13 protein-coding genes are annotated in these 12,252 nt (G+C 67.7%); 6 read left to right on the top strand and 7 right to left on the bottom strand.

Annotation, left to right across the window (positions count from 1 at the left end; all coding sequences use genetic code 11):
- Positions 1-105: 105 nt before the first annotated feature.
- On the top strand, positions 106-924 hold the full coding sequence (locus ACLJO0_RS32905) for a peptidoglycan-binding domain-containing protein (protein ID WP_410582849.1): 819 nt from the start codon (positions 106-108) through the stop codon (positions 922-924).
- A 60-nt stretch (positions 925-984) separates the two neighbouring features.
- Here the strand turns inward: ACLJO0_RS32905 and ACLJO0_RS32900 are convergent, their stop codons facing one another.
- A complete protein-coding gene (locus tag ACLJO0_RS32900) occupies positions 985-1,659 on the bottom strand; it encodes a helix-turn-helix domain-containing protein (RefSeq protein WP_410582848.1) in 675 nt (224 codons plus the stop codon).
- Between the two features lie 144 nt (positions 1,660-1,803).
- On the opposite strand from ACLJO0_RS32900, the gene ACLJO0_RS32895 reads away from it, so the two are divergent.
- Positions 1,804-2,619: an oxidoreductase gene (locus ACLJO0_RS32895; protein ID WP_410582847.1), complete on the top strand. Its 816-nt coding sequence runs from the start codon at positions 1,804-1,806 to the stop codon at positions 2,617-2,619.
- Between the two features lies 1 nt (position 2,620).
- Here the strand turns inward: ACLJO0_RS32895 and ACLJO0_RS32890 are convergent, their stop codons facing one another.
- Positions 2,621-2,782, bottom strand: a complete 162-nt coding sequence (locus tag ACLJO0_RS32890) for a hypothetical protein (RefSeq protein ID WP_410582846.1) — start codon at positions 2,780-2,782, stop codon at positions 2,621-2,623.
- Between the two features lie 122 nt (positions 2,783-2,904).
- Positions 2,905-3,522, bottom strand: coding sequence for a TetR/AcrR family transcriptional regulator (locus tag ACLJO0_RS32885; RefSeq protein WP_125796222.1), 618 nt, complete (start codon positions 3,520-3,522; stop codon positions 2,905-2,907).
- 67 nt (positions 3,523-3,589) lie between these two features.
- Here ACLJO0_RS32885 and ACLJO0_RS32880 point away from each other — a divergent pair, with 67 nt between their 5' ends.
- The 3 genes from ACLJO0_RS32880 (at position 3,590) to ACLJO0_RS32870 (ending at position 5,536) form a co-directional block, all read left to right on the top strand.
- Positions 3,590-4,231, top strand: coding sequence for an MSMEG_1061 family FMN-dependent PPOX-type flavoprotein (locus tag ACLJO0_RS32880; RefSeq protein ID WP_410582845.1), 642 nt, complete (start codon positions 3,590-3,592; stop codon positions 4,229-4,231).
- Positions 4,232-4,244: 13 nt separating this feature from the next.
- Entirely contained in the window at positions 4,245-5,141 is an 897-nt protein-coding gene (locus ACLJO0_RS32875; protein WP_410582844.1) for a PDR/VanB family oxidoreductase, read from the top strand.
- Between the two features lie 98 nt (positions 5,142-5,239).
- Positions 5,240-5,536, top strand: a complete 297-nt coding sequence (locus tag ACLJO0_RS32870; protein ID WP_037310991.1) for a DUF1540 domain-containing protein — start codon at positions 5,240-5,242, stop codon at positions 5,534-5,536.
- A gap of 345 nt (positions 5,537-5,881) precedes the next feature.
- Here the strand turns inward: ACLJO0_RS32870 and ACLJO0_RS32865 are convergent, their stop codons facing one another.
- The 3 genes from ACLJO0_RS32865 to ACLJO0_RS32855 all read right to left on the bottom strand — a co-directional run bounded on the left by ACLJO0_RS32865 (position 5,882) and on the right by ACLJO0_RS32855 (position 9,933).
- Positions 5,882-6,559: a VCBS repeat-containing protein gene (locus ACLJO0_RS32865; RefSeq protein WP_410582843.1), complete on the bottom strand. Its 678-nt coding sequence runs from the start codon at positions 6,557-6,559 to the stop codon at positions 5,882-5,884.
- A gap of 151 nt (positions 6,560-6,710) precedes the next feature.
- Positions 6,711-8,891, bottom strand: a complete 2,181-nt coding sequence (locus ACLJO0_RS32860) for an RICIN domain-containing protein (RefSeq protein ID WP_410582842.1) — start codon at positions 8,889-8,891, stop codon at positions 6,711-6,713.
- A 157-nt stretch (positions 8,892-9,048) separates the two neighbouring features.
- Complete coding sequence (locus ACLJO0_RS32855; RefSeq protein WP_410582841.1) at positions 9,049-9,933, bottom strand: helix-turn-helix domain-containing protein; 885 nt, start codon at positions 9,931-9,933, stop codon at positions 9,049-9,051.
- 172 nt (positions 9,934-10,105) lie between these two features.
- Here ACLJO0_RS32855 and ACLJO0_RS32850 point away from each other — a divergent pair, with 172 nt between their 5' ends.
- On the top strand, positions 10,106-11,458 hold the full coding sequence (locus ACLJO0_RS32850) for a hypothetical protein (RefSeq protein ID WP_410582840.1): 1,353 nt from the start codon (positions 10,106-10,108) through the stop codon (positions 11,456-11,458).
- A gap of 163 nt (positions 11,459-11,621) precedes the next feature.
- Here the strand turns inward: ACLJO0_RS32850 and ACLJO0_RS32845 are convergent, their stop codons facing one another.
- The gene (locus ACLJO0_RS32845; protein WP_410582839.1) at positions 11,622-12,248 is read right to left on the bottom strand and encodes a TetR/AcrR family transcriptional regulator; all 627 of its coding nucleotides are present in this window, start codon (positions 12,246-12,248) and stop codon (positions 11,622-11,624) included.
- Between the last annotated feature and the right edge of the window lie 4 nt (positions 12,249-12,252).

The raw sequence follows: 12,252 nt of genomic DNA, 5'->3' as shown, positions 1-12,252 counted from the left end.
TGACGTCAGACGTTCCGTACAGGCGGTTCCGGCTGACACCGCCCTGGGGCCAGTGTCGATCACAAGCCGCTCACAGGGAGCAGCACGACGAGTGAAGGAGCAGTCATGCGCAAGGTGGCAACCGCCGCGATGTTCGCCGCTCTGTCCGGAGCCGCGCTGGGGATGACGGCGGCACAGCCCGCGGTGGCCGCGCCGTCGGTGAACATGGAGGCCGTGGTCAAGGCGGCCATGTGGGATCCGTACAAGGCCGACCAGTCGATCACGCCGGGTTCCGGTGAGAGCGTCAAGGCGGTCGAGCAGGCGCTCTCCGCGAAGAACCTTCTCGACAAGAAGCAGGTCGACGGTCACTTCGGCACGTCGACGGTGACCGCGTACCAGAAGTACCAGAAGTCGCTGGGGCACAGCGGCCTCGCCGCCAGCGGGCTGCCGGGCAAGGGCTCGCTGACCGAATTGGGCAAGGGCCGCTACACCGTGACCGCGCCGATCAGCGTCGGTTCGAAGACCAGCCTCGACGGCAAGACGGTGAACAAGCGCACCGCAGACATGATCGCGGCCGCGGAGAAGAAGGCCGGGGTCAAGTTCACCATCACCCAGGGCTCGTACAACGCCGGCGGCGTCGGTGCCTCGGGTGGCACGCACGACGGCGGGGGCGCCGTCGACATCTCGGTGAACAACATCTCGAACAAGACCGCCGCGGTGAAGGCACTGCGCGAGGTCGGCTTCGCCGCATGGCACCGCACCCCCAGCCAGGGCAACTGGGCCGAGCACATCCACGGGATCGCGATCAGCGACACCGACATGTCGCCGCAGGCGCAGGCACAGGCCGGTGACTACTTCAAGGGGCTCAACGGTCTGGCGAGCCACGCCAAGGACGACGGTCCCAAGGTGAAGAAGGTGACCTGGGAGGAATTCAAGCGCGGGTGACCCACCGCGTTCCGGACAGGGCGGGCGGCTTCGGCCGCTCGCCCTGCCGCGTCCGGTACGTCACCGCGGGCTCGTCCGCCGCCAGTGTTCGGCCGCCTCGCTCATGTCCTTGTGCAGATGCCGGAAGAACCGGCTGGTGGCGTCCAGCCGCGCACCCGCCGGGCCGTCGATCAGCCCGGCGCCCCGCCGGGTGACCTCCGCCCATTGGGTCATCGCTTCGAGGCTGGCCTGCCAGGCGCGATAGCCGAAGTCGTCTTCGATGACGTACCGCTGCCGTCTGCCTTCGCGTTCGCGGCCGATCAGGCCGCGTTGTTCGAGCCAGCCGACGGCTTTGGACACCGACGCGGGGCTGACCTCCAGCCGGGCGACCAGTTCGGCGGCGGTACTGCCGCCGGTGTCCGCGGTGAACAGGCAGGCCAGCACCCTGGCCATCATCGCCGGGACGCCGGTCGCTGCCATCGTCTCGGCGAATTCGGTTTCGAAGTCTCCCAACGTTTCCGGGGTCCGCGTGGTGACGGGCGGCGGGCCGGGTTTGCGGCGGCGTGCCCGCCATCGCGTGGCCTGTTGCGCTTGGCTCGCCCGGTAGCCGTGGGCGCCGCCGTTGCGCGCCACCTCGCGGATCACCGTCGATTTGGGGCGTTCCAGCCGACGGGCGATTTCGGCGTAGGTGAGGCCCGCGGCCAGTCCCGAGGCGATCTGCCCGCGCTCGTCGTGGGTCAGGCGGTTTCCCGGCACCCGTCCTCCGGTCCTGGTGCATTCAGCTCCATGGTCATTGCATCGATTGTAGGCCTTCCACCTCGATTAACCGTTAACTCGTGTTGCGGGAGCTCGAAAAGCGGTCCTAATGTTTCGTCGAGAGTGAAGAAAGGGGGACGCGGGATGACGGCCAAGGTATGCCTGGTCACCGGCGCTTCGTCAGGGATCGGCCACGCCACCGCGCTGGAGCTCCTGCGCGCCGGGCACAGCGTTTACGGCGCCGCGAGGCGCGTGGAGAAAATGGACGACCTCCGCGCGGCGGGCGGCCATCCGCTGAAGATGGACGCCAGGAGCGAGGACGATCTCCGCCGCGCGGTCGACACCGTTCTCGAGGAGCAGCAACGGATCGACGTCCTGGTCAACAACGCGGGCACCGTTCTGCACGGCGCCGTAGAGGACGTGCCGCTCGGCAGCGCGCGCGATCAGCTCGAAGTCAACCTCCTCGCACCCGCGAGGTTGGTCCAGCTCGTTCTGCCAGCCATGCGGGCCCAGCGGTCCGGCACGATCGTCAACGTCTCGTCGATCGGCGGCGAGATCGCTTTGCCGTTCGGTGCCTGGTACTACGCGTCGAAGCACGCACTGGAAGCCTTCTCCGACACGCTTCGCATGGAGGTCGAGCCCTTCGGCATCGACGTCGTGATCATCCAGCCGGGCATCATCAAGACCGAGTTCGAAGACCAGACGGCCGCGCAGCTCCGCGAGAATTCGGGCGGCGGGGCGTACCGGGAGATGGCGGAAGCCATGGCACGCCACGGCGAAACCGGGCTCAGTGACGGCTCAGACCCCTCCGTCGTCGTGGACGCCATCCGCCGTGCGATCGAGGCCGAGAAGCCGGAAACGCGCTACGCGGTCGGCCACCTCGCCGAGAAACTCCTCGAGCTCAACAGGACCCTGCCGGATCGCGAGTTCGACCAGCTGGCCATGCGCGCGACGAAGTAGCTCAACCGCGCGGCTCCTTCTGGACGACCTTGCGGCGGCGGGTGCGGGCGACGCCGATCCACAGCAGTACCGAAACGACGGCGCTCGGCGCCGCCGTCAGATACACCGGCCACGCGCGGAAGCCCGACAGCCACAGCATCGTGGCCAGGCCAAGGGTGATCAACGTCCAGATCAGGGCGATGCTGCCTCCTTTCCGCCTCCAATGGGCGGCAAGGCCATGCATCCTGTCCCTTACTCGGCTCACGCTGGTGAATACCCGCTCTTCGCCTGGTCAACCCAGGAAAATCACGCCCGGAGATAGCCGGTGATCATCGCCACGAGCTCGTTCTCGAGCCGGGTGACGTCGATGGAGCCGGGCGCGGCGATGAGCTGGTGCACGGTCAGTTCCACGGTGGACGCCACGAGCCTGGCCGCCGTGTCCTTGTCCTGTACGCGGACTTCGGGATGGCCGTCGAGGAGTTCCCGCAGGTCACCGATCATCTCCCATTCGAGCCGGGTGACCCGTTCCAGCAGTTCGCCGGAGCGGGGCGCCTGCTCCAGCATGATCTGCAGCAGCCGCGGATCGTCGAGATGGTTGTCGATCACCGTGCGCACGAACTCCCGGACGATGGTCTCGAGCGGTTCCGGCGACTGCTTGTACCGGCGGAGCGTCTCGGTGGCCCGGTCGCCGTCGAGGTGGCGGGTCAGCAACTCGGCCAGGATCGCGTCCTTGTTCGGGTAGTACTGGTACAGCGAGCCGATCGAGATCCGGGCCCGCTCGGCGATCCGGTTCGTGGTCCCCGCGGCGTACCCGTACTCGGCGAAAATGTGAGCAGCGGCGGTGAGGATGCGCTGCCTGGTCAGCTCCGCCCGCACCTGGCGCGGCCGTTTACGTGGCTGGATCCGTCGTTCCTCCGACGTCATGACACTCCCGGTGAAGCGGCGTGAAAGCGAGTAGCGAGCAGGCTGAGTAATTGCTCATAATTGTGCCATGACCAGCAGTGATCTCGCCAACGAGACGCGTCCGCGCCGGCTTTCGCCCGAGGAGGTGCGCGCCCGGCTCGGCGAACCCGAGGCCATGATCAAGGCCAAGGTCCACGACCGGGTCGACCGGCACGGCCGCCGGTTCATCGCCCATTCCCCGTTCGCGGCGATGGCGACGTCCGACGCGACGGGCCTGCCCGACTGCTCACCGCGTGGCGACTACCCGGGTTTCGTCAAGGTGCTCGACGAGCGCACCCTGGCGATCCCCGACCGGCCGGGCAACAAGCTCGCCGACTCGTTCCGCAATCTCGCCGAGAACGACGGGATCGGGTTGATGTTCGTGGTCCCCGGCGTGCGGGAAGTGTTCCGGGTCAACGGTCGCGCCTATCCCACCGACGAACCGGACGTCCTCGCCAGGATGCGCACCGAAGGCAAACCGGCGGAACTGGCGATCATCGTCGAGGTCGTGGAGACGTTCTTCCACTGCGGCCGCGCGCTGGTCCGGTCCCGGCTATGGGATCCCGCGAGCCAGGCACTGGCGGACGAGTTGCCGTCCGCCGGCGAGATGGCCGGCGAACAGATGGGGCTCGACGTCGATCCGGCGGTACTGGAGAACATGCTCGAAACCGCCTATCGGCAGTTGTACTGAGGTGATTTCGTTGATGCAACGGACCGTTCTCGACCGCGTGGAACCGGTCGCCGAGGGCACCGTCTCGCTCGTCCTGCGCGGCGCCGAGGGACCGCTGGCGCCCTGGGAGCCGGGCGCGCACGTCGATCTGGCGCTGCCGAACTGGCTGACCCGGCAGTATTCGCTGTGCGGCGACCCGGCCGATCTCGGCGGCTACCGGGTCGCCGTCCGGTACGACCCGCTGAGCCGGGGCGGCTCGGAGTACATCCATCTGTTCCTGCGCGAGGGTCGCACACTCGATGTTTCGTTGCCGCGCAACAACTTCCCGTTGCTGCCCGCGCCGGAATACCTGTTCATCGCCGGCGGCATCGGCATCACGCCGATGCTGCCGATGCTGGCGGCGGCGGGTCCTTCGGCCAGGCTGGTGTACGTGGGCAGGTCGGCGGCCACCATGCCGTTCGCCGCCGAACTCAAGGCAACGTACGGCGATCGGGTGAGTCTCTGCTTCACCGCCGAGCACGGCAGGCCCGATTTCGCCGCGCTGGCGGCCGGGCTCGGTCCGCGAGCACTGGTCTACTGCTGCGGCCCTGCCTCGATGCTCGACGCGGCCGAAGCGGCGTTCCCCGCGCAGCGGCTGCACCTCGAGCGTTTCCGGCCGGTGGCCAAGGAATTCGCGCCCGACGAACCATTCGAGGTGCACTGTGTCCGATCAGGACGGACGGTGCCGGTCGCGGCCGAAGAGTCCATGTTGGACGCTTTGCGCCACGCGGGGTACCCGATCCAGTCCGGCTGCCGCGAAGGGGTTTGCGGCAGTTGCGAGATCACCGTCGTCGGCGGCCGGCCGGAGCACCGCGACGACATCGGCGCGCCACCGGGACGCATGTACTGCTGTGTCTCCCGAGCGTCTTCGCGGCTTGAGGTCGACCTCTGATCGGACGTGAAGGAATTTCCCCGAATTGCCGGGGGAACGGGGCGGTGTAACCCTGGTCATACCGAACGACACCACCACCACGAAATACAGGAGTCGTTATGACCACCACCGAAATGCCCGCTGTCCACGAATGCACGGTCAGTGGCTGCTCGTACAACCACGACGGCTGTCACGCTTTCGCCATCACGGTCGGTGGCGGCAACGGATCGGCCGATTGCGGAACGTTCGTCCCGCTCAACACCAAAGGCGGACTCGATCGAGTGACCGCTCAGGTGGGCGCCTGTTCCCGGACCGACTGTCGTCACAATTCCGCGCTGGAATGCACCGCATCGAGTGTCCGGGTGGGACCGGGCGAGGGTGACCACGCCGCCAACTGCCTGACCTACGCCCCGTAGCCGTAGTCACGCGTGAAGGCCCCCTTCCCTCGGCGGTTTCGCGAGGGGGTCGTGAGTGATCTTTGTTGTTCTAACCCTCATTGCCACTCACGACCCTCCGCAGAACCGTGCATAGCGGCATCAATCAGACACTCAATCGCCTCGCGGTGTCCCTTGTGGACACTGAAGCCCGCCGGCGCCCAGAATCAGACCTGCCCACCTCGGCTCGCCCTTGATCAACGGAAGACCAGGGACGTTGAGTGTCCCCGATCTTCCGTCGATCAAGCAGGAATAGTCGCCTGACCTGCAGATCTCGACTTTGCCGGGACCCTGGGCTCAGCAGGGGGAAGGGGCCTTCACGCGCGATCAGCTTCCGGTCTGGGCGCAGCTCGCGGCGTCGGTGCCCAGTACCGGGTCGGTCACCGGGCGGGAGGTGATCGGAATGGTCTTCTGGGTGGTCAACGCGCCGTCGCGAAGGGTGTGAACGGTGCGCGTGCCCGAGTAGGTGAGCGGGTCGGCGCCGACGTCGTCGGCTTCGGCGGCGACGGTCTCGAAGGTGCGGCCGCCGCCGTCGAGCGGGGTGCACTGGTAACCCAGGTGGGCGGCGACGCCGCCACCTTCGGCGACCGACAGTGGCTTGCTGTCATTGCCGACGACCTGGCGGAGGTTGCGGCCGTCGTAGTGCAGTGCGGTGAAGAAGGTGGTGTTGGCGCCGACGGACTGGGTGACGATCAGTTCGGCGCGGCCGTCGCCGTTGAGGTCGGTGACGCGCGGGGCGTCGAGCGGGACGGAGCTGTCGGCGCCGAGGTGGATCGAGGTGAAGGTGCCGTGCACGGTGGCGGAGATGACCTGGTCGTTCTCGCCGGTGAGCTGGGCGGTGACGGTCTCGATCTCGCCGTCGCCGTCGAGATCGGCGACCGTGCTGACCGGGTCGGTGGACCGCGCTGCCAGGGGGCTTGCCAGCGCAGGCACGACGGCGGCCAGGCTCAGCGCCGCGGCGACGCCGGTGATGGTGGCGGTGCGGATGATGCCGTTGTGGTTCATGATGCTCTCCCTCCGACGCTTCCGGTGAACTCTTCACCGAAAGTGCTCTCATCAAGGGAGACGGTCGCGGATCATGGACGTGCAGTGAGAGTGTGATGGGCCACACGAACGCAACCCGGCGGCCCGCCCCCGAAGGAGCGGGCCGCTCGAGTCAGCCGATCTTCCACAACTGGAGCGCGGAGCCCGTGTCGGCCCGTTGCGTGACGGCGGCACCGTCCGAAGTGGACGCTGTCGTCAGCAGAAGACCGGAGCGGACGCTCGCGATCTTGTAGCTGCCGTCGGCCTGTTTCGCGGCTGTCCAGCGCTGATTGGCCCCGCCCGTGCACGTCCACTGGATGACGCGCGCGCCCGCGGCGGTGGCGCCGCCTTCGACGTCGGCGCACAGGTTCGAATGCGTGTTCGTCAGGGTGTACGAACCGTCGGACTGCCTGGTGAACAGCCATTTCTGGTTGGCGCCCTCGTTCGGCGTCCACGTGACGAGAGGGGTGCCCGCGGTCGTCGAGGAGTCCGGGTCGTCGAGGTTCTTGCCGGCCGCGGCCAGCGTGTGGACCCCGCCGAGAGTGCCGGCGCCGGCGTCGGTGAACTTCAGCGTCTGCTCGGCCGCGGTCCGGCCGCCGCCGACGGCGTTCCCGGTGGTGTCGGTCCACGAGCGTAGTGGTGTGGTCTCGGCCAGACGCGACGCCTTGCCGGACAGGCCGAGCACGAGCCCGCTGTAGCGGTTCACCAGCCGGAACGTTCCCTTGTCCACAGTGGACGGGATGATGAACCACTGCTGCCCGGTCGTCGAGGACGAGGTCACCGTGGGTTTCGCGCCCCACGCCCGGCCCGCCTGCACGGCGTCGACGCCGAGGAGCTGTCCGGTGGCGGCGTTGGTGACGCGGTACGAGCCGTCGCCGTCGGACGAGAATTGCCAGGCTTCACGGTCGGATCCGGTCGTGCTCGCGACCGACGTCGTCGCGGTTCCGGTGCCCTGCGCGAGAACCCGGCCGTCGCCGAGGCCGATGCGGTACTTCCGCGAAGTGTCCACAGGGGACGGTGCGGGTGCGGACGACGTGATGGTCTGGGTGGTGTACTCACCGCCCGCGTTGTTCGAACACGCCACCGCGCAGTACGACCGGAACTGCTTGCCGATGATGGTCGAGTTCGTCTTGTTCGCGGCGTCGACGAACCAGCGGTACCAGGATTGGTTCGTGTAGCTCCCGGTGTCGCCGATCAGCCGCCATTTCTGCGTCGTCAGATCGTCGGTCACGTAATAACGCTGGGGGACGACGCTGTCCACGGCTTCCGGCGCGCCGATGTAGAGACCGAGATGCGCGTTGTAGGCGATGTTCATGATGAACAGATCCGATTTGCGCGGCAGCTGTCCCGCGGCGATCTGCTGGCTGACGTTGCCGGTGTTGGCCGGGTCGTAGTCGTCCACGACGGGTGTGTAGCCGGTGTCGCCGGAAGCGGAGACGGGAACCATGTTGCTCTCGCGGCCGCCGACGCCGGGCTGGGTCCAGCCGCCGTTGAACCACTTCTGCCACGTGCCGGACGCCATCTTGCCCGAGATCGGCGCGCGGGCGACGTGCGCCAGCCCGGCCATCGGGCCGCCGGCGCCCGCCTTCGGCACGATGCGCGAGCCGTAGTAGACATAGAAGTAGCCGGAAGCGGTATCGACGAAAAGGCGCGGATCGCCGTCGCCGTAGTCGAACGTCTGATGCGGGAAGGCCGCCGTGTCCCCGCGTTTCGTGCTGTAGGGCGAGGTGATCGCGTGGTCCTTGATGGCCCAGGTCTTTCCCTGGTCCTTCGACACGGCCATGTCGATCGCGTCGTAATGGGAGAACGAATACGCGCCGAACGGCTCTGGCGTGAACTCGTTGTGGATCAGGCCGTACCAGTCGCCGGTGTCCGGGTCGACCCAGGTGCCGACGAGATCGCAGAAGTTGCGCTGCGAATAACCTGATCCGGCCGGTGGATCCGTGGATTCCTTGCCGGTGGGGCTGTTGTTGCAGCGCCAGGTGGTGTCGTCGTTGCGGTCGGCGGGATTGGCCGGGTTCACCGCGCTGCTGATGGGATTCTTGGTGAAGCTGTCGAAATCGCGTCCGCTGTAGAAGTCCCATTCGCGCGGCTGGTCCGCGCCGTAGAGCGCGGCCGCCTGCTGGAAGTAGAACGTGCCGTCCTTGTCGACATAGGTACTCGCCGGGGTGTCGGTGGTCGGGCTGAACGACTTCTTGGCGTCGACCGTGATGGTGTACGTCGCGTCCGGCGGTGCGGCGTCGGACGACACCGGTACCACCGTGGTCGCCGCCACGGCCAAGGCCGCGGCGCCGAGAAGAGGCAGGGTCCGCATGACTCTCTCCCAAGGGTGACCCGCACCACAGTTGGCGGGGCGGTCGCCGATGTTATGAATGTTCTTGCGCGTAAGTCAACGATTTCGCTCAACTTCACGCGTCGGTCATGCACTTATTGCGCGGAAAGTCCAAGCGGGGCCGTGCGGAAGTCCAAGCTCAGTCCGTCGGCACCAGCGGCGGGTCGTCGGGAGGGGGGACGCGCGAACTCCAGCCGCCAGGGACGGCCTGGACGCGTGACTCGCGGAAGCGGCCGGGGGAGATCCCGACGCGGCGAGTGAAAACCCTGCTGAAGTAGGCGGCGTCCTCGTAGCCGATCGCTTGGGCCACCTCCTGCACCGGCATCCGCGTGGTGGCCAAGAGTTCCTTCGCGCGATTCAGGCGAAGAGTCAGCAGGTGGTCCTTCAGCCCGGTCTCGGTGCTGCGGCGCACGGCCGTGCGCAGTTCGGGCAGCGTCATACCGCGGCGGGCCGCGATCTCCGCGACGCTGATCGGCAGCAGCGCGTCGTGCGCCAGCGCCTCCAGCAGGGAACCGCCGCTGGGTGTGCTGCCGGCGGCGGCCCGGCGCAGCGCGACCAGCAGATGGTGCACCGCCGCGGACGCGTCGACCTGGGCCAGCGGGCTGCCGCCTCGCGCGCAGCGCACGATCCGGCTCACGATGTCGCGGACGGCCTCGACGTCGCCCAGCGGCACCACCGGAGTCTCCGGCGTGACGTAACCGAGTTCCACGTAGGCGTCCACGGCACTGCCGTCGAAATCGACGAAACACTCTTCCCAGCCGTGTGCGGGATCGGGTGCGTAATGGTGCCCGACCCCGGGAACGAGCCACAGCAGCGCGGGCGCGACGACCTCCTGTCGTTCCCCGCCCGCGACGGCGAACCACCCGCGTCCCTTGGACACCACGACGGCCACGTAATGGTCGAGCACGCGTGGCCCCACGACGGGAAGCGCGCCGTGCTGAAGCCCGACACCGAGGCACACCAAGCCCAGCCGTCGGTGCACGGCGGACGGTGTGAAGTACCGCATCCAGGTCCGGTAACCCATCCCCGCATCCTTGCAGCAAGGTGTCCTCCGAATTCGTAACCCTCGAACGCCATTCCCGCTGATTCCTCAGCCACCGTGCCGGTGCCCGCGCCGTGGACGGAAGTTCCGGTATACGTGGAAGGGACAGCACCGTCGGGGAGACGGCATGGTGCGTCACGCAAGGGGGAAATAAATGTTCGACGAACGTATTGTCGCCGATCAAGTCAGTCCGGTCGCCAAGCCGAAGATCAGAATCCTGTTCTACACGGACCTGGTCGGATTCACCGGTAACGGCGGCTTCTCATTGGGGATCGTCCGCGATCTGCTCTTGGCGAATCAGCCTTTCTTCGCCGAGTTCGAGATCGATTTGATCAATCGGCACGAAGGCGGGCACGCCGCCAAGAAACTCACTCCGGAGGTTCTCGGCGGATACGAGCAGGTGTGGTTCTTCGGCATCCTGCCGTGCAATATGCCGGGAGAGCCGGAAAACGAACTCGTGGACGCGGAGGTCGCGGCGCTGCGGGCCTGGATGGACGCCGGTGGTGGCGTGCTCATCTCCGGTGACCACTCGAATCCGCGCCCGCCGGGAGCGGATCCGTCACTGCCCGAATACCTGAACCTCGGGCGGGCGCTGGGACACCGGGTCCCGCGCGCGGGTGAGCTGCGGGTGTGGAACGACCGGCCGGACGCGAGTATCGAGTTCAGCCACAACACCCACCAGCCGGATCCGTGGGGCAGCGACATCGACAACCCGATCCCGAACGATCTCGACCCGTACCCGCAGGAACTGATCCTGCGGAAGCGGTTCGGCAGACCGCATCCGTTGTTCCAGGGCAGACGGGGACCGATCACCGTCTTCCCCGACCACATGCACGAGGGGCAACTGCTCATTCCCGAGCGATTCCCGTCGGACGTGTGGCCGTCGGGGCCCGTCGGCCAGCCGAAGCCCGAGATCGTCGCGCACGGCACCGACAAACGCAACGGACAGGTCTACGGCGTGTCCAGTGTGTACGACGGTGCGGCCGCCGGGGTCGGGCGAATCGTCGCCGACGCCACGTGGCACCACTATTTCGACCTCAACCTGTGGGGTTTCGAGAAAGGCGGTGAGGTGCTCGACCGCCTCACCGAGTTCTACGTGAACCTCACGCTGTGGTTGACGCCGAAACCGGTCAAGGTTGAGGTGAACGCGCAGCTGCTGCATTGGCTTTCCCGCAACATGAGCGTCCGCGCGGTGTTGCCGGAGGGCTTCCGGGTGCCGGGGATCACCGCGGCGGGCCTGGTCCGCGAGGTCGGCGGGCAGGCAGTGCTCGACGACCTCGTCTGGCCGCTGGAAGGAACGCCGGTGGTGCCGCCGGAGCTGCTGCTGGGGGCCGTCGTGAAGGAGTCCGTCGCCGCGTTGAGCGGTGGCGACTTCGAGGCGTTCGACACCGTGGGCGTCCTTGAACGGGGTCTGCGCGCCGGGGCCGAAGAGTACGCCGCCGAGCTGCGAGCAGCGCTCGGCGACGTCGAAGGTCTTGGCGAGCTGATTTCGCAGGGGCTCCGCTGACCTAGCTGGCGGATCGTGAAGTACATGAAGGACTCCTTCATTGCGCTTAGCGCCGTGAAGGGGTCCTTCATGTACTTGGGCGACGCGTGATCCCGCACGTCACACACGTGATTGGGGGCGTAACTCGCGTGATTGGGGGCGTAACTCACCCTCAAGGGGCCCTTCACGGACCGGCGGGCACGTCCGACTGGTCGTCGGGCTTGAGGCCGAGCGCGAGGTGGAGCTGGCGTGCCCACCAGCGCACCTGGGCGGCCGAATCGTCCGCCGCGGCGCCGGCGATTCCGGCGCTGCGCCGGAAATCGCTTCCGTACAGGGTCTCCGTGGCCATCGCCTGGTGCAGGGCGGCGACGGCGAGGCGGGTGTCGTCGAGCGGGCTGCCGGGCGGCCGAAGACGGTGGAGGGCGTCGACGACCGGGTCGAGCATTCCGCTGCCCGGGTCGCGCCAGCCCGCCGAATGCAGTGCCACCGCGAGCTCGCCGTAGCCGTGCCGGTACAGAGCGTGGAGGGCTTCGACGAATTCGAGCAGGTCGGCGTCGTGGTCCAGCCAGCTCGCGAGGAGATCGCGAAGCGCGCCGCGAAGGCGGCGGCCGCCGTGGCGGAGGAGTTCGGCGAGCAGTTTTTCGCGGTTGCCGAAGTGGTGGGCGACGCCGGCGTCGGTCATGCCGACCCGTGCGGCCACGGCGCGCATCTGGACGGCGGCGACGCCGGACTCGCTGAGCAGCGAAGCCGCGGCGTCGAGGATCAGCCGCCGGGCCTCCTCGGGTGACCGTCTTGCTCGGGGTGTCGTCACGATC

The organism is Amycolatopsis sp. lyj-108 (assembly GCF_046549005.1).
Lineage (GTDB): Bacteria > Actinomycetota > Actinomycetes > Mycobacteriales > Pseudonocardiaceae > Amycolatopsis.
Note: the sequence above shows the minus strand (reverse complement) of the source record. Positions and strands in the feature narration are given on the sequence as shown.

Coding starts and splice junctions, on each gene's coding strand:
- ACLJO0_RS32905 (WP_410582849.1), top strand. CDS start 106: ATGCGCAAGGTGGCAACCGCCGCGATGTTCGCCGCTCTGTCCGGAGCC.
- ACLJO0_RS32895 (WP_410582847.1), top strand. CDS start 1,804: ATGACGGCCAAGGTATGCCTGGTCACCGGCGCTTCGTCAGGGATCGGC.
- ACLJO0_RS32885 (WP_125796222.1), bottom strand. CDS start 3,522: ATGACGTCGGAGGAACGACGGATCCAGCCACGTAAACGGCCGCGCCAG.
- ACLJO0_RS32880 (WP_410582845.1), top strand. CDS start 3,590: ATGACCAGCAGTGATCTCGCCAACGAGACGCGTCCGCGCCGGCTTTCG.
- ACLJO0_RS32875 (WP_410582844.1), top strand. CDS start 4,245: ATGCAACGGACCGTTCTCGACCGCGTGGAACCGGTCGCCGAGGGCACC.
- ACLJO0_RS32870 (WP_037310991.1), top strand. CDS start 5,240: ATGACCACCACCGAAATGCCCGCTGTCCACGAATGCACGGTCAGTGGC.
- ACLJO0_RS32865 (WP_410582843.1), bottom strand. CDS start 6,559: ATGAACCACAACGGCATCATCCGCACCGCCACCATCACCGGCGTCGCC.
- ACLJO0_RS32860 (WP_410582842.1), bottom strand. CDS start 8,891: ATGCGGACCCTGCCTCTTCTCGGCGCCGCGGCCTTGGCCGTGGCGGCG.
- ACLJO0_RS32855 (WP_410582841.1), bottom strand. CDS start 9,933: ATGGGTTACCGGACCTGGATGCGGTACTTCACACCGTCCGCCGTGCAC.
- ACLJO0_RS32850 (WP_410582840.1), top strand. CDS start 10,106: ATGTTCGACGAACGTATTGTCGCCGATCAAGTCAGTCCGGTCGCCAAG.